The 25,058-nt window shown below is 63.0% G+C and carries 27 protein-coding genes; 13 read left to right on the top strand and 14 right to left on the bottom strand.

Annotated features, from left to right (window positions below; genetic code table 11):
- Positions 1 to 21 precede the first annotated feature (21 nt).
- Positions 22 to 144, bottom strand: a complete 123-nt coding sequence (locus J3D46_RS24945) for a hypothetical protein (protein WP_256490977.1) — start codon at positions 142 to 144, stop codon at positions 22 to 24.
- On the opposite strand from J3D46_RS24945, the gene J3D46_RS07175 reads away from it, so the two are divergent.
- Entirely contained in the window at positions 143 to 877 is a 735-nt protein-coding gene (locus J3D46_RS07175; RefSeq protein WP_253466006.1) for a LacI family DNA-binding transcriptional regulator, read from the top strand. The genes J3D46_RS24945 and J3D46_RS07175 overlap by 2 nt on opposite strands.
- A gap of 7 nt (positions 878 to 884) precedes the next feature.
- Here J3D46_RS07175 and J3D46_RS07170 read toward each other — a convergent pair whose 3' ends face one another.
- From J3D46_RS07170 to J3D46_RS07160, 3 genes are all read right to left on the bottom strand, one after another.
- A complete protein-coding gene (locus J3D46_RS07170) occupies positions 885 to 1,631 on the bottom strand; it encodes a carbon-nitrogen hydrolase family protein (RefSeq protein ID WP_253466003.1) in 747 nt (248 codons plus the stop codon).
- 62 nt (positions 1,632 to 1,693) lie between these two features.
- The gene (locus J3D46_RS07165; protein WP_253466000.1) at positions 1,694 to 2,860 is read right to left on the bottom strand and encodes a Xaa-Pro peptidase family protein; all 1,167 of its coding nucleotides are present in this window, start codon (positions 2,858 to 2,860) and stop codon (positions 1,694 to 1,696) included.
- A 38-nt stretch (positions 2,861 to 2,898) separates the two neighbouring features.
- A complete protein-coding gene (locus J3D46_RS07160) occupies positions 2,899 to 4,365 on the bottom strand; it encodes a cytosine permease (RefSeq protein WP_231338906.1) in 1,467 nt (488 codons plus the stop codon).
- A 193-nt stretch (positions 4,366 to 4,558) separates the two neighbouring features.
- On the opposite strand from J3D46_RS07160, the gene J3D46_RS07155 reads away from it, so the two are divergent.
- Positions 4,559 to 4,789 (top strand): hypothetical protein, encoded by a 231-nt coding sequence (locus J3D46_RS07155; RefSeq protein WP_253465998.1) that lies wholly within the window; start codon positions 4,559 to 4,561, stop codon positions 4,787 to 4,789.
- 91 nt (positions 4,790 to 4,880) lie between these two features.
- Here the strand turns inward: J3D46_RS07155 and J3D46_RS07150 are convergent, their stop codons facing one another.
- Positions 4,881 to 6,467, bottom strand: coding sequence for a molybdopterin-dependent oxidoreductase (locus J3D46_RS07150; RefSeq protein WP_253465995.1), 1,587 nt, complete (start codon positions 6,465 to 6,467; stop codon positions 4,881 to 4,883).
- A gap of 125 nt (positions 6,468 to 6,592) precedes the next feature.
- Between J3D46_RS07150 and J3D46_RS07145 the strand changes: the two genes are divergently transcribed.
- The 3 genes from J3D46_RS07145 (at position 6,593) to J3D46_RS07135 (ending at position 11,485) form a co-directional block, all read left to right on the top strand.
- Positions 6,593 to 8,104, top strand: a complete 1,512-nt coding sequence (locus J3D46_RS07145; RefSeq protein WP_253465992.1) for an aldehyde dehydrogenase family protein — start codon at positions 6,593 to 6,595, stop codon at positions 8,102 to 8,104.
- A complete protein-coding gene (locus tag J3D46_RS07140; protein ID WP_253465989.1) occupies positions 8,105 to 9,757 on the top strand; it encodes a GMC family oxidoreductase in 1,653 nt (550 codons plus the stop codon).
- Between the two features lie 144 nt (positions 9,758 to 9,901).
- Positions 9,902 to 11,485: an APC family permease gene (locus J3D46_RS07135; RefSeq protein ID WP_253465986.1), complete on the top strand. Its 1,584-nt coding sequence runs from the start codon at positions 9,902 to 9,904 to the stop codon at positions 11,483 to 11,485.
- Positions 11,486 to 11,502: 17 nt separating this feature from the next.
- On the opposite strand, the gene J3D46_RS07130 is transcribed toward J3D46_RS07135, so the two are convergent.
- On the bottom strand, positions 11,503 to 12,720 hold the full coding sequence (locus tag J3D46_RS07130) for an acyl-CoA dehydrogenase family protein (protein WP_253465983.1): 1,218 nt from the start codon (positions 12,718 to 12,720) through the stop codon (positions 11,503 to 11,505).
- A gap of 115 nt (positions 12,721 to 12,835) precedes the next feature.
- Between J3D46_RS07130 and J3D46_RS07125 the strand changes: the two genes are divergently transcribed.
- Positions 12,836 to 14,554: an AMP-binding protein gene (locus J3D46_RS07125; RefSeq protein WP_231338899.1), complete on the top strand. Its 1,719-nt coding sequence runs from the start codon at positions 12,836 to 12,838 to the stop codon at positions 14,552 to 14,554.
- Between the two features lie 41 nt (positions 14,555 to 14,595).
- The gene (locus J3D46_RS07120) at positions 14,596 to 15,102 is read left to right on the top strand and encodes a MarR family winged helix-turn-helix transcriptional regulator (RefSeq protein ID WP_231338898.1); all 507 of its coding nucleotides are present in this window, start codon (positions 14,596 to 14,598) and stop codon (positions 15,100 to 15,102) included.
- A 33-nt stretch (positions 15,103 to 15,135) separates the two neighbouring features.
- Here the strand turns inward: J3D46_RS07120 and J3D46_RS07115 are convergent, their stop codons facing one another.
- On the bottom strand, positions 15,136 to 16,509 hold the full coding sequence (locus J3D46_RS07115; RefSeq protein WP_253465980.1) for an HNH endonuclease signature motif containing protein: 1,374 nt from the start codon (positions 16,507 to 16,509) through the stop codon (positions 15,136 to 15,138).
- A gap of 147 nt (positions 16,510 to 16,656) precedes the next feature.
- Between J3D46_RS07115 and J3D46_RS07110 the strand changes: the two genes are divergently transcribed.
- The 5 genes from J3D46_RS07110 (at position 16,657) to J3D46_RS07090 (ending at position 19,852) form a co-directional block, all read left to right on the top strand.
- Complete coding sequence (locus tag J3D46_RS07110; RefSeq protein WP_231338896.1) at positions 16,657 to 17,853, top strand: MFS transporter; 1,197 nt, start codon at positions 16,657 to 16,659, stop codon at positions 17,851 to 17,853.
- Positions 17,850 to 18,356 (top strand): cyclophilin-like fold protein, encoded by a 507-nt coding sequence (locus tag J3D46_RS07105; protein WP_231338895.1) that lies wholly within the window; start codon positions 17,850 to 17,852, stop codon positions 18,354 to 18,356. The genes J3D46_RS07110 and J3D46_RS07105 overlap by 4 nt, the downstream gene beginning before the upstream one ends.
- 140 nt (positions 18,357 to 18,496) lie before the next feature.
- Entirely contained in the window at positions 18,497 to 18,655 is a 159-nt protein-coding gene (locus tag J3D46_RS07100; protein ID WP_231338894.1) for a hypothetical protein, read from the top strand.
- A 96-nt stretch (positions 18,656 to 18,751) separates the two neighbouring features.
- On the top strand, positions 18,752 to 19,144 hold the full coding sequence (locus tag J3D46_RS07095) for a hypothetical protein (protein WP_231338893.1): 393 nt from the start codon (positions 18,752 to 18,754) through the stop codon (positions 19,142 to 19,144).
- 3 nt (positions 19,145 to 19,147) lie between these two features.
- Positions 19,148 to 19,852 carry an RES domain-containing protein gene (locus J3D46_RS07090; RefSeq protein ID WP_231338892.1) on the top strand — a complete coding sequence of 235 codons (705 nt, stop codon included), beginning with the start codon at positions 19,148 to 19,150 and terminating at the stop codon, positions 19,850 to 19,852.
- A gap of 167 nt (positions 19,853 to 20,019) precedes the next feature.
- On the opposite strand, the gene J3D46_RS07085 is transcribed toward J3D46_RS07090, so the two are convergent.
- The 4 genes from J3D46_RS07085 to J3D46_RS07070 are packed head-to-tail and all read right to left on the bottom strand — an operon-like array spanning position 20,020 to position 22,236.
- Entirely contained in the window at positions 20,020 to 20,214 is a 195-nt protein-coding gene (locus tag J3D46_RS07085; RefSeq protein WP_253469169.1) for a PDDEXK nuclease domain-containing protein, read from the bottom strand.
- Positions 20,169 to 20,465 carry a hypothetical protein gene (locus J3D46_RS07080; protein ID WP_253469286.1) on the bottom strand — a complete coding sequence of 99 codons (297 nt, stop codon included), beginning with the start codon at positions 20,463 to 20,465 and terminating at the stop codon, positions 20,169 to 20,171. The genes J3D46_RS07085 and J3D46_RS07080 overlap by 46 nt, the downstream gene beginning before the upstream one ends.
- Entirely contained in the window at positions 20,425 to 21,315 is an 891-nt protein-coding gene (locus J3D46_RS07075) for a helix-turn-helix transcriptional regulator (protein ID WP_253465977.1), read from the bottom strand. Before J3D46_RS07075 ends, J3D46_RS07080 begins: the two co-directional genes overlap by 41 nt.
- 60 nt (positions 21,316 to 21,375) lie before the next feature.
- Positions 21,376 to 22,236 carry a universal stress protein gene (locus J3D46_RS07070; protein WP_253465974.1) on the bottom strand — a complete coding sequence of 287 codons (861 nt, stop codon included), beginning with the start codon at positions 22,234 to 22,236 and terminating at the stop codon, positions 21,376 to 21,378.
- 106 nt (positions 22,237 to 22,342) lie between these two features.
- Here J3D46_RS07070 and J3D46_RS07065 point away from each other — a divergent pair, with 106 nt between their 5' ends.
- Positions 22,343 to 23,005: a TenA family protein gene (locus J3D46_RS07065; RefSeq protein WP_253465971.1), complete on the top strand. Its 663-nt coding sequence runs from the start codon at positions 22,343 to 22,345 to the stop codon at positions 23,003 to 23,005.
- Here J3D46_RS07065 and J3D46_RS07060 read toward each other — a convergent pair.
- From J3D46_RS07060 to J3D46_RS07050, 3 genes are all read right to left on the bottom strand, one after another.
- Entirely contained in the window at positions 23,002 to 23,580 is a 579-nt protein-coding gene (locus tag J3D46_RS07060; RefSeq protein ID WP_253465969.1) for a dihydrofolate reductase family protein, read from the bottom strand. The genes J3D46_RS07065 and J3D46_RS07060 overlap by 4 nt on opposite strands.
- A gap of 289 nt (positions 23,581 to 23,869) precedes the next feature.
- The gene (locus tag J3D46_RS07055) at positions 23,870 to 24,163 is read right to left on the bottom strand and encodes a DUF4190 domain-containing protein (RefSeq protein ID WP_231338886.1); all 294 of its coding nucleotides are present in this window, start codon (positions 24,161 to 24,163) and stop codon (positions 23,870 to 23,872) included.
- 73 nt (positions 24,164 to 24,236) lie between these two features.
- On the bottom strand, positions 24,237 to 25,016 hold the full coding sequence (locus J3D46_RS07050; RefSeq protein WP_253465965.1) for an enoyl-CoA hydratase: 780 nt from the start codon (positions 25,014 to 25,016) through the stop codon (positions 24,237 to 24,239).
- Positions 25,017 to 25,058 lie beyond the last annotated feature (42 nt).

Below are 25,058 nucleotides of genomic sequence, written 5' to 3'. Positions count from 1 at the left end.
GACGGCCAAGAGCTTGGGGTATCAGGCAAGCTCTGCCGCGAAGAGTCTCGCGTCCGGCAGGACGGGCATTCTTATGATGTCGATTGCGGCGCCGGAGACAGCTGTAACGTCGATGTGGAATGTCGAGTTTTTTGTCCGGGTCATGAGCGCAGCTTCCGAAGTTGCCTCGTCCAGGGGTTACGCCCTGGCGATGGCTCCTATCGGCGACTGGGCGGGTAAAACCACAATTCCTTACGACGGAGCCATAGTTGTCGACCCCGTGCCTGAGAACAGGCTGGTGCAGCGTGCATTGGTGGACGGCAGGCCCTTGGTGACAGTGGGCAGGTTGGACTCCACAGTCACCAGCAGCGTTGACAACGATTTCTCTGCTGTCGTTTCCGAGGTCCTGGATCACTTGTGGGAGAAGGGTTCCAGGCGACCTGGCTTGATTTCCAGCCCAGTCAGCGCTTCCTATGCCGCGGATTGTGTTCAGGCCTACGAGGGCTGGTGCAAGGTCCGCGGAGTTCAGCCCCGGCTGGAAGTGGTGTCGGGAAGCCTCTCGGAAGACTCCGGGCGCCAGGCTGCTGAACGGCTCCTCAGCAGGGAGGATGCCCCGGACTCCATATTTGCAACACTGGACCGACTCGCCCTTGGGGCTTCAATGGCAGCCTCTGCTGCGCAGGATGTCATGATCGTCAGCCTGGGTGACAGCTCAGCAGTAGCTGGCGCTTCGACGCCCCTCACCGCCGTCGAACTGCAACCAGTGGAGATCGGACGCGCGGCCGCGGAGATGCTCATCGAACAAATTGAAGGAGAACAATCAATAAAGAGCGTGACCATTCCGGCTCACCTCGTTGTCCGCGCAAGCACGGAAGCCGGCGCGCGTCCGACCAACTAGGAACCGCCTAGTACAGTTCCGGCCTCAGGTGGAGCAGGTAGTCGATGTCCGATTCGACCCGGGATCCGTAGCTCAGGTCTACGCAGAGAATCGTCTCGCTGCGTCCGGCCTGGGACAGCACGGCGCCGTTTGGTGCAACGACCCTTGAGCCGCCGACGAAGTCGAACGGACCTTCAGAGCCAGTGCGGTTGACGTAAATGTGGGGGATCCGGTTATCCAGCGCCCTCGCCCTGCCTGCAAGCTCATGATCGTCGTAATACGGGTCCATGTTCGCGGCGATGGAGATGATGAGGTCCGCCCCCTCCTTGGCCAGCTTTCTCGCCGGTTCGGGGAGCTCGATGTCGAAGCAGGTCAGGGGCGCTACCGTAATGGCTCCCAAGTTCACACATTCAAGTTTGTCCCCCGGAGTAAACACTTCTGCTTCTCCGCCAAAAAGATGTGTCTTTCGGTAGACGCCGGCTACAGTGCCGTCCTTGTCGATCATCAGCATCGAATTGTAAGGACGCAACCCGGCTTGTTCGATAAAACCAACAACCAACGCCGTCTGGTGGCCACGGCAGGCGGCCTGGAGCACCTGGATGGGTTGGCTGTCCACCGAAAGCTGCAGCTCCCATACGTCCACGGACGTGTAGCCGGTCAGGAACAGCTCGGGGAAGACCACCAGATCCGCTTCGTGATGTTCCTCAAGAACGCTGAGCACGCGGTGTACATTCTCGTCGATCCGACGGGGAACCGGCTCAAGTTGGGCCAGCACCAGGCGCAGTGTTGTCGGACGGAGATGTTGTTCGACGGGCAGAGAATGTACACCGCGTTGCATTAGACCAGCTCCAGTCCGTAACCCGCAGGCGAGAGACGGCGGACGCCGTCAGACTGCACGAGGTAGTTGTCTTCGAGCTTGAGGAGCATGAATTCGCCGTCCACTTCGATGCCGGTTTCGGGTTCGAGGGAAATGACACTGTTTTCCACGATGACCTGGTCTCGGTCGAAGAGCCCGTGACGGTAAATAGTGGGCAGTTCACAGGCGCGGAGCCCCACGCCGTGACCGATCGCGTACGGGGTGGTCGGCAGGCCCTCGCTGGCGAGGTATTTGTTGACTGCTTCGTCAACCTTGGAGACCAGGACGCCCGGTTTTGCCGCTTCCTCCGCGATGCGGTGGGCGTTCAGCAGCTTCTCGTAGACGGCACGAATTTCCGGACGCGCTTCTCCGCCCACGAAGCCAGTGCGGGCGATGTCGGATGCGTAGCCGTGCTGCCCGTAAACGCCGATGTCGAAGAAGTAGGGGTCTCCTTCGCGAAGAACGCTGCCTTCGGCGAACCATCCACCATTTCCCCTCCTGTGGTTACACAGTGAGTGGCTCAGGAACTCAGGTCCCGATTCCTGAAGTTTGCCCATCACGGCAGCGAGGATATCGTGGTCTGTTGCACCCGGCACGGCGGCTGCGATTCCGGCTTCAGCCCCAATGGAGTTAACGATGCTGGCGTCTTCGAGCAGGATGATTTCATCCTGGGTCTTTCGGATGCGGATGTCGTAGAGTTCCTGGCCGACCGAAACAAAGCTTGCCTGCGGCAGCACAGTTTGGAGGCGGCCGAGGATCGCAGGGTCGATGAGCTCGATGCCAACTTTCGTAGCCCCCTTCAGCGCTGCTGCCAAACCTCTGGTCCAGGTTTCGGGGTGGCCGACGACGGGAGCCCATGACGGCATGGCATGGATGGCCGTAACCCATGGCAGGTCTGCGACCGGGTTTGCCTGGGTCTCGTCGATCCAAGGCGTGAAGATTTCCGCGTTTCCGTCGCGGTCAACGACGGCTGCGAACCAGTCGAAGGCTTCGGCGATGATTTGGGTGCGGTAGTCCGTGGCGTAGCGGATGTGGTCAAACCCAGTCAGGAGGAGGTGGGAGAGCTGGTTTCGCTGCATCAGTTCGGCGATGGCAGTGCGGCGATCCTGGCGGAGCCTGTCGATGTTGATGGTGGACCAGTTGTACATGATTTCCTTCTTTTCTTGGTGGTGCAGGTCTGTGGGGGTTATTCAGCGGACGTCATCGTTGACGCGCTGGGAACGGTGGCGGGCAGTGCGTTCTTGTGTCCCAGGAAGTAATAGAGAGTGCCGGCCACGATGCTGCTGGATAGCCAGGAAAGATCCGTGCCTCCGAGGGCTATCGCAAGGGGGCCTTCGACCCCAGGAATGCCGGTTTTTAGGAAGAGCCACCCGGCTAGCAGCCCCGCTGCCAGGGACACCACTCCGGGCCAGTTGACGTCACGGGACCATTTGACTGAAGGAGCCGCGTAGAGACTTGAAACATCAACCCGCTGGCGGCGGAGGATGAAAAAGTCAACCAAGGTCATCGCGGCCCACGGCGAGATCCAGAGCACGAGAACGCTCATCCACTGCGCTGCGGAGTTGGCGAAGTTTTCGGACTGAAGGAAAAGCCAGAGGACAAAGGAGCCGACGATTCCCCCGCCGAGCGCTATCTTCCACTGCCGCGCCCTGATGTCCAGGGAAAGGACCGCCAGGACGGACGAGTACATGACCACGATGTTGGTTGCGATCGGCCCGTGGAGGATAAGGACGAGGATTGGCAAAGCCAATGCGCCGAAGGCGGTCAGCACCAATTCAGCAGGGTCGGTTCCTCCGCCGGCTGATGCGATGTACGCGCCGAGGAAGCCGAGCCAGACGACGGGAACAAACATTCCAAGCGTCGCGGACCAGAACACCTTCTTAGTGGGCATGGTCGGACGGGTGAAGCGTGTGAAGTCGGCTGCATAAACGAACCAGGTGATGCCCCAACCGATGCCAATCGCGGTCATGACCTGGCTCATGGCAGCCAGTTTGTCGGTGCCGTCCAAGGTCCCGGGGGCGAAGCTCGGATGTACGTTGAGTGAGGCAACGATCGTCATCACGACCATCACCACCAGGATGACGGGCATCGTCCAGCGTTCGAACTTTTTGATGGCGTTAAATCCCCAGGCGGCCAAAAGGACCTGGATAATCATGATGACTGCCGCGATGGAGTACTTCACCGTGTCATTGGGTTGCACGCCCACTTCTTTGAGGGCTGTCATCGCCAGGTCCAAGACGATCCACGTATTGACTCCGACCCACCCCATGGGCATAAGAACCATGACTGCGGCCACGACTTTGGCCCCGCGCCGTCCCAACGCGAGCCGGGCCAGAATCATGGCGTTCACGCCGGTCTTGTGGCCCATGATGCAGAAGAGCCCGAAGAGTGCCGAGCCCATCATGTTGCCAACGAGAATGACGATCAGGGTTTCGGCCAAGCTCAAGCCCAGCCCGAGACCGACCGTTCCCAGCACCCAGTTGATGGGAGCAAGGTTGGCACCGGCCCAGATCCAGAATTGATCAGCTCCCCCGGAGGTCCTGTCCCGCGCCGGAATCGGACAAACTCCGTGGTCTTCAACCAGTGCCTCTGAACTGGAGGAGCCCAGCGGCTCCGTTTTGACTGTTGAGGCCCCATTATTCAATGTGGCCACCTCCAAATGATTGAGGGCCGGACTGTTGTCCGGCAGATGTTGGATGTCAGCGTTCCCCAAGACGCAATTCTGCAGAAACGCTTCTGCAAAAGCGTGTGCTTTATGTCACCTCATGAAGCTTAGGATCTATGATTGCAGAAGCGTTTCTTCTTGTCCAGCACTTCGCCGGCTTCCATCAACTTCCACGGGAAGAGTGTGGGTAAGGCGGGAAGTCCGCCTCCAGGCAGACGGCAATTGGAAGCACTCCATCGACGGACCAGTGACCACCACCGGCAACGGCTGGTTCCAGAAGTCCATCACCGGCACGCCTGTGGCCGTCTTGATGGCCACCCTCCCCACCGGACTGACCGCCAATGACCAGGACCTCGGCGGCGGAGCCTCCTCCATGCCCGCGATGCCTGAAGGTACCCGGGTGTTCGGCTAGCCCCTTCTTACTGCCGGGCTTAAAGAGCCGACGACGGCGGCAGCGCGCCGCCGTCGTCGTCCCCCCCTGTCAGCCCGCGAACTTCGAACAGCTACTCCACCGTCACCATCACCGACGGCCAGCCCGAGGCACCGTCCGGCACTGGATCGGCGCGCTGCTCCGTCTGGACTTCGCCGGTGCCGTCGGTGGCCCGGGCTTTGACGTAGTGCAGGCCGGGCGTGGCATCCCATTCATAGGACCACTGGCGCCAGGTGATGGTGGAGGCTTCGTCGGAAAGGGTTGCTTCCACCCACTCGCCGTCGTCAATCTGGACTTCCACCTTGGTGATTCCCCGCGTCTGGGCCCATGCTGTGCCGCCCACGGCGACCTTTCCCGGCGCGAACTTCGCAAAGGACTTGGGTACGTCCACACGTGCCATGGTCTTGATGGGGCCGCGCTCCGACCAGCCGCGTTCCGTCCAGTACGCCTTGCTGTCAGCGAAGCGGGTGACCTCCAGGTCCACCACCCACTTGGTGGCGGAAACGAACCCGTACAGCCCTGGAACCACCATCCGCACGGGGTATCCGTGTTCCACCGGAAGCGGCTCACCGTTCATGCCGATGGCCAGCATGGCATCGCGGTCATCCTGCAGGACTTCCAGCGGAGTGGAGGCGCTGAAGCCGTCAATGGATGTTGAGAGCACCATGTCCGCGCCTTCCTTCGGTTTGGCCATGGCCAGGACTTCGCGGAGGGGCATGCCCAGCCATTTGGCGTTTCCGGCGAGCTTTCCGCCTACGGGGTTGGATACGCAGGTGAGGGTGACGTGCGATTCGATCAGATCGGCGTCGAGCAGGTCCTGGAAGGTGAGGGTCACTTCCTTCTCAACCATTCCGTGCACCCGCAGTACCCAGTCTTCGACGTTGATTTCCGGGACGCTCAGGGCGGTATCAATGCGGTAGAAATCGTTGTTCGGTGTCAGCCAAGCGGAGACTCCTGCCACCGGGGACTGGACTCCCGCCGGAACAGCGGGCGCAGCCTTGACGGGTGCCGGCAACCGGAGTGCATCCCGGGCCTGCGCAACATTGTTGCGTGCGGCACCCAGCAGCCGCCCACCGGTGGCCGCGATTCCGGCGGCGACGGCGGTGATGCCGGCCGCGGCGAAGAAGCGGCGGCGGCTGGTGCCGGGACCCCCAACCTGGTTGTCGGCGTCGGCCGCTATGTCAGCGGGGGCTTCCGGCCACGACTTCAAGCCCCACAACGGCTTGATAAGGCGGCGCAGGACGAAGAGGCCTGCGATGGTTCCCACGATTGAAGGGACGGCGTCGGCGGGTCCAACGCCGGCGCGGGTGGTGACGGCGGCAACAATCACGGCACCCATGAACAGCACGCCCAGGACGCCCAGCGCCCACTTCTTGTAGGCCACAACACCCAGAACGCAGGCAAGCAGGGCGATGGTAAGGCCCATGCCTACGAACAATGCGGCTTTGTCGTTGGTACCGAACGTGGCAATCGCAAAGTCCTTCATCCACGAGGGCGTGAAGTCGATGAACGTGGATCCCAGCGCGAATACGGGGGTCGCCCTGGCGGTGAAGAATGCACCGACCAGCTCGGCAACGGCAAGCACGACGGCGGCAGATACCACGCCTGCCAGCGCTGCCATGGTTTCGGGGCCTTTGGTCCGGAGTCCGAGCTTTTTCATGTCAGTGGTTCGTAGCGGCAGGGAACAGGGATGGGTGAGAATCCGGACCACCCCAACCACAAACTTTGAACATCTGTTCATAATTTTCCTTGAACGAATGTTCAAGATGCACTAGCCTGCTTCGTATGACCCAAGCCACATTTTCTGATTCTGCCTCCACGCTTTTCATCAACGGCTCGTGGGAGTCGGCCGCGTCAGGCGCCGTGCGGCAGATCCGCAACCCGGCCGACGGCGAACTGGTCGCCACGGTGTCCGAAGCCGGCCGCGAAGATGCCGAGCGCGCCATTTCCGCAGCCCGCAAGGCCTTCGATTCCGGTGTTTGGGCAAACGTCCCCGCTCCCGAGAGGGGCGCGTTCCTGCTCAAGGTCGCCGCGGAACTGCGCGAACGTCGCGAGAAGTTTGCCCGCGCCGAATCCCTGGACACCGGGAAGCGGATCATCGAAAGCCGCATCGACATCGATGACATCGCCGCTTGCTTCGAATATTTCGGACGCCTCGCCGGGCAGTCGGCGGGCCGGGTGGTCGACGCCGGGGACCCCGCCGTCGTCAGCAAAATCGTCTACGAGCCCGTCGGAGTCTGCGGCCTGATCACGCCGTGGAACTACCCGCTGCTGCAGGCCGCGTGGAAGATCGCTCCCGCACTGGCCGCCGGCTGCACCTTCGTTTTGAAGCCCGCGGAGCTGACCCCCTCCACCGCAATCCTTGCCATGCAGTTGCTGCAGGACCTGGGCCTACCGGACGGCGTCGCCAACCTGGTAACGGGCCCCGGCGCTCAAGCGGGCGCACCACTTTCTGAGCACCCCGACATTGACTTGGTGTCCTTCACCGGCGGCTTGGAAACCGGCAAGCGCATTGCCGCCGCCGCAGCCGGCACCGTGAAAAAGGTGGCGCTGGAGCTCGGCGGCAAGAACCCCAACGTGGTGTTCGCTGACGCTGACTTCGACGCCGCCGTCGACAATGCGCTGAACGGCGCCTTTGTGCACTCAGGGCAGGTCTGCTCCGCCGGGGCTCGGCTGGTGGTGGAGGAATCCATCGCGGAGCGTTTCGTCGAGGAACTGGTCCGCAAGGCCAAGGACATCCGCCTGGGCGGCCCGTTCGATGAGTCCGCCGAAACCGGTCCGCTGATTTCCGCCGCACACCGGGAGAAGGTGGACGCCTACGTCCAGCGCGGTGTTGCCGAAGGCGCGCGGCTGCGCTGCGGCGGCGCGGCCCCTGAAGGCGAAAAGTTCGACGCCGGTTTCTACTACCAGCCCACCGTCCTGGACCGCGTGACCCGGGGAATGTCCGTAGTCATCGATGAAGCCTTTGGCCCGGTAGTAACAGTGGAAACCTTCCGCACCGAGGACGAAGCCGTGGCCACCGCCAACGACACCATCTACGGGCTGGCGGGCGCCGTCTGGACCCAGGATGCCGGCAAGGCCCAGCGGGTAGCGGGCCGTTTGCGGCACGGCACGGTCTGGATCAACGACTACCACCCCTACCTTCCGCAGGCCGAGTGGGGCGGCTTCGGCCAGTCCGGCGTCGGCCGCGAACTCGGTCCCACCGGGCTGGGCGAGTACCAGGAAGCCAAGCACATCTACCAGAACACCAGCCCGCAGGTGACCGGCTGGTTCGCAGACCACGGCAAGGAGAAATAGATGCACGTTGACAACATCGAGAACCTCAGCGAGCGCGGGTTCGATTACGTCGTCATTGGCGGAGGATCTGCCGGAGCTGCCGTCGCCGCCCGGCTGAGCGAGGACCCTGCCGTCACCGTTGCCCTGGTGGAAGCCGGCCCGGATGACCGGGGCCTGCCCGAAATTCTGCAGCTCGACCGCTGGATGGAACTGCTGGAATCCGGCTACGACTGGGACTACCCAGTAGAACCGCAGGAGAACGGCAATTCCTTCATGCGCCATGCCCGCGCCAAGGTCATGGGCGGCTGCTCCAGCCACAACTCCTGCATCGCTTTTTGGGCTCCCCGCGAAGACCTGGATGAATGGGAATCGAAGTACGGCGCCACGGGCTGGAACGCTAGTGCCGCCTGGCCTTTGTACCAGCGTCTGGAAACGAACGAGGACGCCGGACCGGAAGCTCCACACCACGGCCACGACGGCCCGGTGCACCTGATGAACGTTCCTCCGAACGATCCCGCCGGGGTCGCGCTCCTTGATGCCTGCGAGCAGACCGGCATCCCCCGCGCGAAGTTCAATGACGGCACCACAGTGATCAACGGCGCCAACTTCTTCCAGATCAACCGACGCTCGGACGGGACACGTTCTTCCAGCTCGGTCTCCTACATCCACCCCATCATTGATCGCGAAAACTTCACCCTGCTGACCGGCCTGCGGGCGCGACAACTGGTGTTCGACGCGGACAAGCGCTGCACCGGCGTCGACGTCGTGGACTCGGCTTTCGGCCGTACGCACAGGCTGAACGCGCATCGCGAGGTCATCCTGTCCACCGGCGCCATCGACTCCCCCAAGCTCCTCATGCTCTCCGGCATAGGCCCGGCCGAACACCTGGCCACGCACGGCATCGAGGTCCTGGTGGATTCCCCCGGCGTCGGCGAGCACCTGCAGGACCACCCGGAAGGCGTGGTTCAGTTCGAGGCCAAGCAGCCCATGGTGCAGGCCTCCACCCAGTGGTGGGAGATCGGCATCTTCACTCCCACCCAGGATGGCCTGGACCGCCCGGACCTGATGATGCACTACGGCTCCGTGCCGTTCGACATGAACACCCTGCGGTACGGCTACCCCACCACGGAGAACGGCTTCAGCCTCACTCCGAATGTCACCCACGCGCGTTCCCGCGGGACCGTTCGCTTGCGCAGCCGGGACTTCCGCGACAAGCCCATGGTGGATCCCCGGTACTTCACCGATCCGGAGGGGCACGACATGCGCGTCATGGTGGCCGGTATCCGCAAGGCCCGCGAAATCGCCACGCAGCCGGCAATGGCCGAATGGACCGGTCGGGAACTCTCCCCTGGCATCGAAGCGCAGACCGATGAAGAACTGCAGGATTACATCCGCAAAACGCACAACACCGTCTACCACCCCGTCGGCACAGTCCGCATGGGATCGGTGGACGACCATATGTCACCCTTGGATCCCGAACTGCGGGTCAAGGGCGTTACCGGATTGCGCGTGGCGGACGCCTCCGTCATGCCGGAACACATCACCGTCAATCCGAATATCACCGTGATGATGATTGGCGAGCGCTGCGCCGATTTCATCAAGGCCGATTTCAACAACAGCCGGACGGAGGACACCACGACGGCGGAAGCCGGCTTCAGCTTGTCCCTCGCCTGACCAGGCACCCTGCTTTTAGACCCACGCAACAAACAATGGGGGAAACAGCCGGAGGCACAACGCGGTGCCCGGCCTTGATTTCATCTGCGTCCAATGGCGGCCGCAGAAAGTCACCATTCGTGCACGTCTGAACTAGGAGTTCGCATGTCAGAACCCAGCAAATTAGGACCCTGCAAGAGCGATGCAAGCGGCATGGACGAGTTTGGCTATGCCCAAACCCTGGACCGCAGCATCGGTAAGTTCGCCAGCTTCGCCGCCGGCGTCAGCTACATCTCCATCCTCACCGGCGTTTTTCAACTGTTTTACTTCGGATTCTCGACGGCGGGACCTGCCTACGCTTGGTCGTGGCCCATCGTCTTCGTCGGCCAGCTGATGGTCGCCCTGTGCTTTGCGGAATTGGCAGGACGCTACCCGGTGGCCGGGTCGGTCTACAACTGGGCCAAGAGGCTCTCGACTGGAACGTGGGCGTGGCTGGCGGGCTGGTTGCTGTTGCTCTCCTCCATCATGGCCCTGGGGTCCGTTGCCTTGGCCCTCCAAATCACCCTCCCGCAAATCTGGAGCGGCTTCCAACTGGTGGGCGACGGAACAGGTCCTTACGACTTCGCCGTCAACGGGGTCATTCTGGCCAGCATCATGATCGGTATTTCCACCCTCATCAACGCTTTTGGCGTGAAACTCATGACCATGATCAACAGCGTGGGCGTGTTCGTGGAGCTGGTTGCAGCCGTCCTGCTCATTGCGGCGCTCATCTGGCACTCCGTTCGCGGACCGGAAGTCCTCTTGGATACTGCGGGATTCGGCGAAGAACATCCCCTGGGCTTCTTTGGCGTGTTCCTCATTGCCGCCATGGCGTCCGGCTACGTCATGTACGGCTTCGACACCGCCAGTTCCCTGGGTGAAGAAACCAAGGACCCCAAGAAAACGGCGCCCAGGGCGATCCTGCGCGCCGTTACGGCGTCCTTCCTCCTGGGAGGATTGCTCCTCCTCGGCGGAATCCTTGCCGCGCCCGATCTTTCAGATCCCAAACTCGGAGCGGCCGATGGCGGGCTGCAGTACATCGTGCTGTCGGTGCTGGGCGGTCCATTCGGCAAGGCCTTCCTGGCGTGCATCGTGGTGGCCGTGGTGGTCTGCACGTTGGCCGTCCACGCAGCAGCCATCCGGATGATGTTCGCCATGGCCAGGGACAACAACCTCCCGTTCAGCCGTCAGCTCAGCAAAGTCCATCCCACCCGCAAAACCCCCACAGTGGCCGCCATCGTTATCGGTGTCGTGGCCGTGATTCCCCTGATCGTCAACATCTCCCAGCCAGCTATCTTCACGATTCTCTCCAGCATCAGCATCGTCCTGATCTACCTGTCATACCTCCTGGTGACGGTGCCCATGCTGCGGCGCCGCTTCTTGAAGAAGTGGCCCCTCAAGGACGACGGATCAGAACCGGGATTCAGCCTCGGCAAATGGGGGCTGCCCGTGAACATCCTGGCGGTGCTGTGGGGCGGTGCCATGACACTGAACCTGGTGTGGCCGCGGCCGGAGATTTACAACTCGGTGCCGCCGTTCGAGTGGTACCTGCAATGGGGCGGCGTCATGTTTGTCGGCACGGTCATCATCGGCGGGACGCTCCTCTACCGCCTGCGCATCCGGCACAAGACCGGAGTCCTGGCCGAACACGCAGCCGTCGCTGCGCCTTCGGACCCGGATCCGGCCTTGGTCGCAGCCCGGAAAGCCTGACGCATGCCCGGGCGGTCTCAGACGAAGGCCGACTTCCCTGTCACCGCCCGGGCAACGATCATCGAATTGATCTCGTAGCTGCCCTCATACGTGTAAAGGATCTCGGCGTCACCGAAGAGCTTGCCCATCTCGTAATCCGTGGTGATCCCGTTCCCGCCCAAGAGGGAACGGCCCATCGCCACGGATGAGCGCGCCAGCCGGGTGGTGGTGGCCTTGCACATGGCAGCTTGGACCATTTCGAGCTTGCCGGCCTGCTGGATCCGCGCGAGCTCAACCATCATGGACAGTGAGGCATTCGCGTTGCCCAAAATATCCGCGAGCTGCTGCTGCACCAGCTGGAAACGGGCCAGCTCCTTGCCGAATTGCTGGCGTTCCAAGGCGTAAGAACGGGCGATATCAAACGCGGCCAGTTGAATCCCTGCAGCCTGCCAACCCACCCAAGCCCGGGAATCACGCAAAAGATCGTTCGCCCGCGAGAACTCCGTGGCCCCCGGCAGGAGATTCTCCAAAGGTATGCGGACCTCATCCAGGAGAATGTCCGCGTTCTGCATGATCCTGAGCCCGATTTTGTTGGAGATCTTAGTGGCCGAGTACCCGGGGCGATCGGTCTCCACAATGAAGCCCTTGATCTGCCCGTCGGATTCGTCCCGGGCCCACACCAGCGCAAAGTCGGCGATGGTGCCTGCACCAATCCAGCGCTTGGCACCGTTGATGACCCATTCGCCGCCGTCGCGCCGCGCCGTCGTCGAGAGTCCTCCGGCGATGTCGGAGCCGTGGTCAGGTTCGGTGAGGGCGAAGGCGCCCAACTGGGTAAAGGCCTCCAGCCCAGGCAGCCACGTGCGCTTCTGCTTATCAGAGCCGAGCTCGTGGATCATGCCCACGATGAGTTCGTTGTGGATGCCCACCAACGCCGAAAGAGACACGTCCGCCCTGGCGATCTCGGTGTACATGAGGCCCTTGAAGAGCTTGGTGGAGCCGTCTGTCTGTAGTCCTCCAAGCCCGAACTTGGCCATGTCGGCCAGCAGTCCGAACGGAAATTCCTCCCGGTTCCAGTACTCGATACTGGCCGCCCGGATGCGTGCCTGCAGGAATTCCCTGATCTCGAGGTAGCGCACACGCTCCGATGGTGGGAGCAGATCCACTACGTGCATAAGGTCCGCCTCCGGGTAAGGAGGGAGGACACGTTCTGTTGCCGCACCGCTGGTGACGGTGCCGGCAGCTTTTTCGTCGAGCATTAGACCCCTTCGTCATGTCCCGCACAGGCTCTTCCAAACCCTTGGATGTCCTAGTATATTGCAAGGTGATGTGGATCACTAGGCCGGGCAATGAAGCCCCAGCGAAAGGCGGACTATGACAGTCACCGATGACTTCCGTGCGGCCCGCGACCGGTTGCTGGAACTGCGCGAGGACTACAAGCAGGCACACAGCGAATTCGCGTGGCCACGCTTCGAGGAGTTCAATTTCGCCTTGGACTGGTTCGACCAGATCGCGGCGGACCAGGAAAAAGGCGGCAAGCCCGCGCTGGTCATCGTGGAACAGGACGGCAGTTCCACCCGCCGCTCGTTCAAGGAGCTCGCAGATCGGTCATCGCAGGTAGCCAACTGGCTGCGCGGCCAGGGCGTCCAGCGCGGCGACCACATGATCATCATGCTCGGCAACCAGGTTGAACTCTGGGAACTCATGCTGGCCGGCATCAAACTGGGCATCGTCATGATCCCCACCACCACCCTCATGGGCGCCCGCGATCTCCAGGACCGCGTTGAGCGCGGTGGGGCCAGCTGGGTGGCCGTCGGAAGTGCCAACATCAGCAAGTTCGCCGCAGTGGAAGGCGATTACACCCTGATCGAGATCGGCGCGGAACCCACCAACGCGGACGCCAAACAGTACGCAGATTCGTACGACGCCGGAACGGACTTCGCGCCCGACGCCCCCACTCGCGCCGACGAGACGCTGCTCCTCTACTTCACCTCCGGCACCACTTCCCGCGCCAAGCTGGTGGAGCACACCCACACGTCCTACCCCGTGGGCCACCTGTCTACGATGTACTGGATCGGCCTCGAACCCGGCGATGTCCACCTCAACGTCGCCTCCCCCGGCTGGGCCAAACATGCATGGTCCAACGTCTTCACTCCTTGGATCGCTGAGGCCTGCGTCTTCATCTACAACTACGAACGCTTCGATGCCGCCGCCCTCATGGAGCAGATGGGCCGGGAGGGCGTCACCAGTTTCTGCGCGCCGCCCACGGTGTGGCGCATGCTCATCCAAGCAGACCTCACGCAGCTCACCACTCCTCCGCTGAAGGTGGTTTCGGCCGGCGAACCACTCAACGCGGAAGTCATCGGGCAAGTAGAGGAGGCCTGGGGCGTCACCATCCGTGACGGCTTCGGCCAGACCGAATCCACGGTCCAGATCGCCAACACTCCTGCCCAGCCGGTAAAGATCGGCTCCATGGGACGGCCGCTGCCCGGGTACGACGTCGTCCTGGTGGACCCGGTCACCGGCCAGGAAGCCGACGACGGCGAACTCTGCTTGCGCTTGGACCCCCGGCCCGTGGGGCTCATGAAGAGCTACTTCGGTGACGAGGCCAAGACGGCCGAGGCCTTCCGCGATGGCTATTATCACACCGGCGATATGGCCAGCCGGGACGCCGATGGCGTCATCACCTATGTCGGCCGGGACGATGACGTCTTCAAGTCCTCCGACTACCGTTTGTCGCCATTCGAACTTGAAAGCGTCCTGATCGAACACCCCGCAGTGGCGGAAGCCGCCGTCGTGCCTTCACCTGATGCCGTGAAGTTGTCGGTACCCAAGGCGTTTGTGGTGCTGGCCGCCGGCTACGAACCGGGACCTGCTGTGGCCGAGGACATTCTCAAGTATTGCCGTGAGCATCTGGCGCCGTTCAAGCGCATCCGGCGGCTGGAATTCGGCGAGTTGCCCAAGACCATTTCCGGCAAGATCCGGCGCGTCGAACTGCGCGGTACAGAGGTTGCTCGGCACGGCGACGGTCCGCTCCCGTCAGGTTTGGGCGTCGAATACTCCGAGGAGGAGTTCCCGAATCTGAAAGACTAGCCAACCGAACACTCGGCCAACCAAGCAAACGAAGGAGGCCCATGGGCACCCCACTCCCCCGCGACCCCATTGCCGATGCCCAGCGCAACTGGGAACGGCATGGCTGGGGCGATGTCGCCGCGCCCATGGCTGCCATCACCGCGATCATGCGCACCCAGCAAATCCTGCTGGCGCGCATCGAAACGGTCCTCAAGCCGTTCGGGCTGACCTTCGCACGCTACGAACTTCTGGCGCTGCTGAGTTTCGCCCGGAGCGGTGCGCTGCCCATGAACAAAGCCAGCGCGCTCCTGCAGGTGCACCCCACCTCGGTGACCAACGCCGTCGACCGCTTGGAAAAAGCCGCCCTGGTGGCCCGCTCGCCGCATCCCACCGACGGCCGCACCACCCTGATAGAACTCACCGCCGAGGGCCGGACCCTCGCCAAGAAGGCGACGGCGGCACTCAACTCCGAGGTTTTCGGCAAGTCAGGTTTCGGAGACGACGACGTCGATCACCTCATCCGCGTACTGGGCACCTTCCGCAGGGATGCGGGAGATTTCGAAGACTAAGGCGCTCAACGGGCTTTCTCGTGTCCGGGGTTTCTACGTTCTGGAGGGGCGGTGTCCCGGCAGGGGCGGTGCCTTTGATTGGTACGAGTGTCCGGTGGGGGTGCTGATTTCCACGGTGTGCACGTCACCGGGCACGGCTTTGGTGCTCCAGCCGGGGTTTTCCTTGGTGTGGTTGCAGGCTTCGCAGAGTCCTGCGCCATTAGCGAGGTTTGTTTGCCCTCCGGAACGCCACGGAACCACATGGTCAATATGCCGGATCGGCGCATCGCAATACGGGGTCCGGCAGATGTCGTCACGGGTTTCGATGAAGTGCCGAAGCCCACCAGCGAAGACCCGGGCCTTGGAGTCGGCGGCAAGGAGTTCTCCCGTGGTTGGCGCGGTGTAGAGCCGGCGAAGCCAGACAGTGAGCTCTGTCTTCGGCACTACCGCATGACCTTGACCGGTTTGCCCTGTTCCGGAAGCTGAGTTCGCGCCCTCCTGTCCCAGGGTTGCGGCTTGCGCCGATCCGAGCAGTTCCCTTCCCCATTCAGCGGGGACGATTCCGTAGCCCTTGAGCCGGGCTGGTTCGCTGTCACCTTGGAACAAGGTGCGGTCCGTCATAACGAGGTCCACGTTGATCCCCGAAATCCCGCCCGGGGTACCGGTGCTGCGTTCGACCAGGGTGTCGGCCATAACCTGGCCCCGACCTCGGGGATCCCCACTGGAACGGGCCGAATCAGCCGCTCGGGTCAGCGCCGCGTAGACCGCCACTCCCTGGGCAACCGGAAGGAGGGCCGTCAGGTAGGTCATGGTGTCCGGCGCCGGGCGCAGGCTGACAGTCCGCTCGGCCGCAGCGCGACTGGCACGCCCGACTACCGACCGCGGATCCCGCCGATACGCGGCAGCCTTCGCCGCGGCCACGATCGCTTTGTCGCCCTTCCCGGCAAAGGTCCCTGTGTCGGGGGCGAGCTCCTCGTCGACAGCGGTTCGGTCCTCAACAGACAGGCAGGCGGTTTCTTTCACCAGCAGCGTGGCACGCCACTCATTCAGCTGCCCGGCCTGCAGCGCCGCCAAGGTGCGCGGCATCTCGATCACGAGCGCCTTCGCCAAACCAAGCAACCGGGAGCCACGGTTCGGTGATTCCCTCCGTGCCAGTGCCACCTGGGCTCCCACGCCCTGGCCACGCTCCGAGGCGGGGACCCCTGCCTCGGCCTGCTCGGCGCGCTGGGCAAGATCAAAAGCCACAGCAACCCGCGCCTGCAAAGCGGTGATTGCCGACTTCATCTCCTCCAGGGCCCGCAACTGCTCGATCAGGTCCCCACTAACGGTGCTGGCTGTACCCCTGCCGCGCTGAACGGAATCCACGACGACTGGAGCGCGCCCGAGCGCCACTACTGCGCCCGCTTGCCTCTCCCCAATCCGCTCCATGCCCTAACTCTGGCAGCAGGCACTGACAATATAAGGCCAGCGATCACAGGGGAGCCCCATTCACTGGCCGCGAGGTGAGGGAGTCCCTTGGAGGACCTCCCTCAAGCGGGACTCCCTCCCCCGCTGCGAACCTGATGTTCTGAAGTCATGACCACTACAATTTCCACCGCCAGGACCCGGCGTTTACCCCTGGTGACCTACGTTCTGGCTGCGGGTGTGTTCCTGATGGGAACCACCGAGTTCATTGTTGCGGGGATACTGCCGGAGATCGCCAGCGACCTGGGCACCTCCGTGGCAAGTGCGGGACTCATGATCACGGTGTTTGCTGTCGGCATGATCGTGGGCACTCCCACGATGTCCATCCTGACCCTCAAGCTGCCACGCCGGCTGACGCTGAGCCTCGCGCTGGTGGTGTTCTCTGTTGGTCACGTCATCGTGGCGCTCACCTCCGATTTCACGCTCATTCTTGGCGCACGTTTCCTGACGGCCTTGGCGACGGGCGCTTTCTGGGCGGTAGCCGCCGTCGTGGGTGCCAAAGCGGCAGGCGCTGCGGCAGCCTCGCGGGCGCTAGGGGTGGTGTTGGGCGGCGGGATGCTTGCCAACGTGGTGGGTGTTCCCCTTGGGGCGTTTGCCGGTCAGGTCATTGGCTGGCGGGGACCGTTCTGGGTACTCGCTGGCCTGGCCCTGGTGGGTGCAGTTACCGTGTACCGGTTGGTTGCCTCGGATCCTGTTTCCGGACCCACCCCGTCGGTCCGTGCTGAGCTGGCGAGTATGCGGGACTCGAGGGTTTGGCTTGTCCTGGCGGGCTGCGCGATGGTGTGCGGATCTTCCTTGGCCGCCTACACCTTCATCTCTCCGCTGCTCACCGAGAACACTGGGCTTGCCGCAGCCGCGGTTCCGCTGGTGCTGATGGCCTACGGCATCGGGGCGTTCATCGGATCCACCCTGGGTGGCCACTTCGGGGCACACCACCCCTACCCGGCCCTGTTCATCTCAGCAGGCATGACATTCCTGGTTCTCGGAGCCCTCTTCCTGTTCTCCCACTACGCCGTGGTGACAGTGGTCCTGATCTTCCTGCTGGGCCTCTTCGGCATGGCAACGAACCCAATATTGATCGGCAAGGCAGTGCGCTACGCCGGGCAAGCTCCAACCCTGGCCTCGGCACTCAGCACTTCGGCGTTCAATCTGGGCACGGCCGTGGGATCGTGGATGGCCGGCTTCGCGCTGGAGTCCGCGCTGGGAGCCAGCGGTCCGGTGCTGGTGGGTGCGGGAGTAGCTGCGCTCTACTTCCTGCCGCTCACGGTGCTGATGCTCAAGGATCGGAAGGAAGGTGCCGTGGCATGAGGCGCAGCGTCGCTGGAAGATTGTTGCCCGCCATCACCATTGCGGCGGCCGCGGCGCTGGCCAGCTGCAACACAACGCCCTCCGGCGAACCCGCACCGAGTCCGGCCGACGAAACATCAACTCCCGCCACCGGCAGCGTCGTAGGTACCGTGGTCCGCTTCAGCACCGGCTCGGCATCACTTGACGTGACCATCGGTGAGGACAACCCGGCCACCCGGGACTTCTTGAGCCTGCTGCCGCTCACGCTCACTATGGAAGAGTTCGCCGGCCGGGAGAAAATCGCTGAGCTGCCGAGACCTCTCAACCACCAAGGATCCCCCGGGTCCGACCCTGAAAACGGCGACCTGATCTACTTCGTCCCTTGGGGGAATCTTGGTTTCTACTACGATGCCTCAGGTATCGGATTTTCGGACCAGACCATCCATTTGGGGCGCTACACCGCCACCCCGGAACGGCTTGCGCAGTTCGAGGGGCCGGACGTCCGGGTAGAAGTCAGCCGCTGAGCGTGGCATCGACATCCACGACGTCGGCACGGACGCCACTTGCCTCGAGTCGGACCGTCACCACGGAGAGGGGTCGCTAGGTCGCACTTGCACCCAGCCCAGGAAGAGGCCTTGAAGCGGCGGCTGAGCAAGAAAAGGCCATGCAGCTCCTCGCACTTCGCCGCACCGAAGATGTCCGTGAGCAGGCGGCGAAACTCGGATCGGAAGTAGAAGGCCACCAAGTGCCCGTAGAGAGTCTTGCCAACCTTGAGCTGGCCACGCGCTGCCGAAGGCATACAGTGCGCTTCAACATGTCATAGACACGGTTGTCGGCTTTCCGTGCGTGAGATTTCGGGTGTGATCAATGGTGTGTTCTAACCGTTGAAACAAAGTGTCATTCATGACAGCATGGAGACATGACAGCAGTTGCAGGAGCCCGGGGAGGGCTGAAGGCCCATCAGGATTCCATTCGGCTGCCCGAGGCCGAGCTAGTCCGCGACCTCAGGGACATCCTGGGCGCAAAACTTGTCGCCTACATCGGCTCAGTCAAGGAAACCCGTGCGGTACGCCAATGGGCAGACGGTGAACGGAAACCCTCCGCAGAGGTCATGACCCGGCTGCGGCACGCCTACCATGTCGCGGCCTTGCTGGCAGAGCGCGATTCCAGGGCCGTGGTCCAGGCTTGGTTCCAGGGCATGAACCCGCAGCTGGACGATGTGCCGCCGGCCAGGCTCTTGCGCGAAGGCCATATCGACGAGGCCGCACAATCGGTCCTTGCAGCTGCCCGGGCCTTCGCGGCCGCCGGCTGACGGGTGGAACAGAACGAACTAGCCATCATCCCAGCGGCCGGCCCTGTGTGGCGCATCGGGTTCCGCCCCGAGCCCTGGGCGTGGAGCGGCTGGGAATGGGCAACGGATGGCCGTTTCCCGGGACGCTGGGATGACCTGCACGGCAACTTCCGCACCGTCTACGCCGGCTCAAGCCTGAAGGCATGCCTCCTGGAAGTCCTGGCCGGCTTCCGCCGCGACGCCAGACTCGCCGCGGAACTGGACGAAATCGTCGAAGACGATGAAGACCAAGTGCTGCACCCGACCATCCCGCCAGGAGAAGTTCCACGTGAATGGCTGGAACCACGAGCAGCGACCCGCGCCGAACTCTCCGGGCACTACTGCGCCGTCACCGCCTCCCAAACCATCGCCGCCCTCTATCCGAACTTCATCGCTACTGCCTTGAGTCTCGGACTGGCCGATTTCGACGCGGCGGCGTTGAAAGACGCCCGCCCGAGACAACTGACTCAGGGCGTCGCCGCCTGGCTATACGAAACAACCACTGTCGATGGTGTCACCTTCAACTCCCGCCACGGCGACGAGCTCCGGCTGTGGGCAATCTTCGAGCGGCCCGGGGATCCCCCAACCAGCCCCAAACTTGGCCGGACCCAAGTGGTTGACATCCACCACGACGCTGCGGCGATCAACGAAGCATTCGAAATCCTCAAACTCAACTGGCGTGAAGCGTAGCGCACTCCTCAACGAGGCTCTTCGACAGCTCCAGCTATCGGCAAGCGGACGAAAGAGTGCTTATCGGCGTTTTAACCGGACCGTGGTGCGTTCAGTTCTAAGGGCGGTGGTTGGGTTGGACCATTCCAGGGCGTCCACGACGGGTCCACCATTGGGTCGGGCACGCTTCACGTCTGTCGATGGTCGTTGGCGTAGGCTGCGACTGCCATTGGTGAGGTTGAGCGGCCGAGGCTGTGCCAGGCGCTGCGATCGTTCTGGGTACCGCAGATGAGAATGCCGATGGTTTCGTTGCGGTTCTCGCGTCGCAGCATTTCCTCTATAAGGGCGACGTGGAAGTCGAGCTGGAACTTGCCCGTCTCCAGTTCAACGACGACGTAGCGAGGAAGAGCAGATCGACCAAGTCGTTGTCGATCGGAGCGCCCGGTCCAAGTTCCCGGAGGCCTTCGGCAATCCGGTTGGTCAGGGCGTTTTCCATTTCGCGTTCGGAGACTTCCCCGAAGAGCTTGCACGCTTCGAAGGCCAGGAAGTCCGTGTAGAAGTCAGCCGCTGAAGACGCATCAGCCGTCCGGCAGTCAGCTGTCCGCGACGGTCCTTTCGGCAGCAGGCTGAACACCGTATTCGCTGGCCGCCCACGATGCCAGCAGCTGAAGGCGCTCGGCCGACGGCGATCCAGGCTCGGCTGCATAGATCGTGAGGGTCAGTCCAGGTTCCGCGGCCATTTCCAGGCCCTCATAGGCGAGTGTCATTTCACCAACGATGGGGTGTTTGAAGGTCTTGAAACCGGTGCCATGATGGCGGACGTTGTGTGCGCCCCAGCGGGTGCGGAACTCATCGCTGCGGGTGCTGAGCTCACCAATGAGATCGTGGAGCTCCTTGTTGTGCGGGTCGCGTCCGGCCTCCGTGCGGAGAATCGAGACAGTCGCCTCGGCAAACGCATCCCAGTCCGGATAGAACTCATGTGCGCGATCGTCCAGGAAGGTGAAGCGGGCGATGTTGGGTGGCTGGCCCGGCATGTCGTAGGAGTCCTTGTAGAACGCCCGGGCCAGCGGGTTCACGGCCAGCAGATCCATCCGGCCGTTGCGGACAAACGCAGGTCCTGCCGTGACAGCATCCAACGCCCACTGCAGGCTCTGGTGGGGCACATAGGACTTCGAGTTCCGGCGTCGCGGCGGTCGGGCAACTGGACTCGCTGCATGGGCCAGATCAAAGAGGTGGGCGCGCTCGGCATCATCCATATTCAGCGCCCTGGCTAGGCTCTCGAGTACTTGTGGCGAAGCGCCACTGATGGCGCCGCGCTCCAGGCGGGTGTAGTACTCGACACTCAGCCCGGCCAGCGTGGCCACCTCGCTGCGACGCAATCCCTTCACGCGCCGATTGGAGCCGACCGGCAATCCAACCTGCTCGGGGGCCACTTGGGCGCGCCGGGAGATCAGGAATTCGCGTACTTCTGCCCGATTGTCCATGACTTCACCATAGGGCCGGTCTGGCCATCAGAGGGAGTCCCTTTGAGGGCCCCCAACGGCTTACGCCGGCCCGGCCTTCCGGCGCGACACCAACACTGGACTGTGGGCATGGTGGAGTACGGCGTGGGCGGTGGAGCCGATGGTGCCCTTGATGACGCCGTGCCCTTTGGTCCCCACCACCGTAAGGCGTGCTCCTTGGGAGGCCTTGACCACCGCCCGGGAGAAGGAAGCATCCACTAACAACTCTCCGGCCACGGTGATCCCGGGTGCTTTGTGGCGGGCCTGGCTCAGCACGGAGTCCAGCAAGGCTTCAGCGTCCGGGTACGCTTCCACAGGTTCACGCAGCAGGCGGTAGCCGGCAGGTTCGTGAAGTACATGGACGATCATGAGGTCCGCGCCCGTTGCCGCAGCGAATACGCAGGCATCGTCGAGTGCTGCCGGTGATCCTGAGTCATCCACGGCAAGCAACACGGGGCCGGAGGGGTGGTCATCCGCACGGATCACGGCCACGGGACATTCTGCGGTTGCGGCCAATTCAAGGCTGACGGATCCCACCAGCAATCCCATGAACCCGCCAAGGCCCCGGCTTCCCAGCACCAGCATCTCCGCGCCGACGGAAACGTGGGCAAGATGGTCGCGGGGCATCCCATGCAACAAGGTGGTGTGGACAGTCAGCTCGGGAACAGTCTCCTGGGCGAGGGCCAACCCCTCTTCCAGGACTTTTTGTGCCGCACGTTCGAGGCCGCTGTCAGCCACCCCGGGGACCGGCCCCCTGTTATGGGACAGCAGGACCCACAGGGAACAGTGGACAATCTGCAGGGAACAGTCCCGCCGGACCGCGTGTCGGGCTGCCCATTGGACGGCACGCTTCGCTTCTTCGGATCCGTCATAGCCAACCACGATCGTGCGGGTTTCCGTCATGGCCAGAGCCTACGCTGGCGCGGGAAGCGGCACCATAGCGTAACGCCCGCCGCCAAAACCCAGTACGCTGCTAGGCTCCGATGCTGACACTTCAGGAGGAAACACCGTGGGCTTTGCCGAAGAACTCAGGAACCAGTACGCCGAAGATTGGGACGCTGCCGTCAACCATCCGTTCGTGGACCAACTTCTGGACGGGTCCCTCCTGGACGAGGACCTGCGCCACTACCTCGTGCAGGATTACCAGTTCTGCGACGCGTTCACGGCCCTCCTGGGCCAGGCCGTGGCGTCGGCTCCATCCCTTCCTTCGCGGCTGGTGTTCGCTGGAGTCCTCGGGGCCTTCGCTTCGGACGAGAACACGTTCTTCCAGGATTGCTTCAATGAACTGGACGTACCGGAAGCAGACAGGACAACACCAGTCCTCGGACCTGCCACCCGCGCTTTCGATGCCCTCATGCGCAGCGCCCTCGCCACCCGCTCCTACCCGGATGTCCTGGCAGTCCTGCTGGTTGCCGAGTGGCTCTACGGCGACTGGGCGGCCCGCGCCGGCGATCCTGACAGCTGGCCCGCCGAACCCAAGCATGCCGAGTGGATCCGTCTCCACAACAACCCTGAGTACAACGCGTGGGTGACGTGGTTGCGCGACGAGTTCGACGCCGTCGAGCCTTCATCCCCGCAGGATCGGCACCGTGTGACCGGTACTTTCGCGGAAGCGGTGCGGCTGGAGCGGGCGTTCTTCGACGCGGCGCTTGTCAGCGCAGCTATCCGCTAGCTCTGCTTCCGCAGGGTGTAACTGAGCTCCACCAGGCCTTGGTCGTAGCTGTTCACGTCCACTAGCTTCAACAGCGCGGGGTCGTGTCCGGCGGGGAAGACGCCGCGGCCGGCGCCTTGGCCCACCGGCATGACCACCAACCGGACCGCGTCCACCTCGCCTGCCGCGAAGAACGTCCCGCCGAGGGACAGGCTGCCCCACAGGACAATGTCCTTTTCGGACTCGCGCTTGATGCGGCGGATCGCTTCGATCGCGTCGCCGGATTCAATAGTCGACGGCGGGAAGTCACCCCACGGGGCTTCCTTCAGTTGGCGCGAAAACACGTGGCGGCGCAGGCCATTGAGGGCCGGTGCAATGATTTCGCCCTCCGATGCAGGCGTAGGCCAGAACTCGGCGAAGTATCTGTACGTGGTGGCGCCCAGAACCATGGCTTCAACGCTGCCGAGCCACTCGAGCTGGGCGCGGTCGAACTCAGCCGTTCCACCTTCCAGCAGTTCATAGGCCTTGAACTCATTGTTGGTGTCGGCGGCGAATCCGTCGGCGGTGACAAAATCCTGGACGATCAGTTGTCCCATGACTCACTCCTCGAACGCGGTGATGGCCCGCAGGAGCCTACGCCGCGAAGTATGAGGGGACAACCCTTGCACGGTTCTCCTGTTCAGCGGACCCTCGGCAGGCCTCCGGAGTTCCCGCCAGGTTCGTCCAGTGCCAGCTGTTAGGGCAGTCGTCGTTATCGCAAAATTGCCAGGTCATGGGTCCCTCGTCGTCGCCTGTTCGTGTGTCCATTGATAGGACACGCGAGCAGGCGGAACGTGACGAAAGAAGGACCGTGACCTGCACCCTATTGACCTGCCGAAGTGAAGATCAGCCTGCCGAGGTGAACGCGAAGATCAGCGCCGAGCCCAAGGACAGGAGACCGATGCCGTAGCCCACAGCCAAAGCCGCAATGGCGAAGCCCCGTCCGCGCTCACCGCGCTGTTGTATCTGGTTCAAGGCCACATGGCCCGCCCCGACGACGAAGACCGCGATGACTGCCATACCCGCGAAGAACAGCCCCACGAGGGCAACTACTGCCATCGCGGCGGCTACGAGGGCCTGCCGGTTGATCGGCTGGGTGGACGCTTCAGTGTGGTTAGCCTGAACGATCTCCGTTGACATGTTCTCTCCCCATTTGTAAGTGCCCCGAGTCTATCCGCGCAGTGCCCAAAACCCTGGCTGCCCCGCCTGCGAATTAGCGGTGTTTGAACTCCGGTTGGCGCTTCTCGCTAAACGCGGCCATGCCTTCCTTCTGGTCCTCAGTGGCGAAGAGTGAGTGGAACACCCGCCGTTCAAAGACAACCCCTTGGGCCAAGCCCGTCTCGAAGGCAGCGTTGACGGCCTCCTTGGCCACCATCGCGACCGGTTTGGACTTGGACGCGATGACGTCGGCAGCCTTGACTGCTTCATCGATCACCTCAGCGGCAGGAACAACCCTGGAGACCAGGCCGGAGCGTTCGGCCTCGTCGGCATCCATGAACCGGCCCGTCAGGATCATGTCCATCGCCTTGGCCTTGCCCACGGCGCGGGTGAGCCGCTGCGAGCCGCCCATCCCCGGAATTACACCGAGGTTGATCTCGGGCTGGCCGAACTTGGCGTTGTCTCCGGCAATAATGAAATCGGCCATCATCGCCAGTTCGCAGCCACCGCCGAGGGCGAAACCGGAGACAGCAGCAATGACAGGAATCCGCAGGCGTGTGAGGTCCTCCCACCGCCGGAACCAGTCTGCGGCGTACATGTCCATGTAACTGTTGGAAGACATTTCCTTGATGTCGGCCCCGGCAGCGAACGCTTTGGCGGAGCCCGTGATGACCACCGCGCCCACGTCCGGATCGGTGTCCATGGCCGTGACAGCATCCACGAGTTCAGTCATGAGCGCCGTGTTCAGCGCATTTAATGCCTCCGGCCGGTTCAGGGTCACCAGGCCCACCCGGCCCCGCCGTTCCATCACAATGTTCTTGTACTGCTCCGTCATGCTCTCCCTCTCCGCCAAGCTCGTCATAAGTTCAGTTCCAAC

It is taken from the genome of Paenarthrobacter sp. A20, assembly GCF_024168825.1.
Lineage (GTDB): Bacteria > Actinomycetota > Actinomycetes > Actinomycetales > Micrococcaceae > Arthrobacter.
This window is presented reverse-complemented; position numbering and strand designations above follow the sequence as displayed.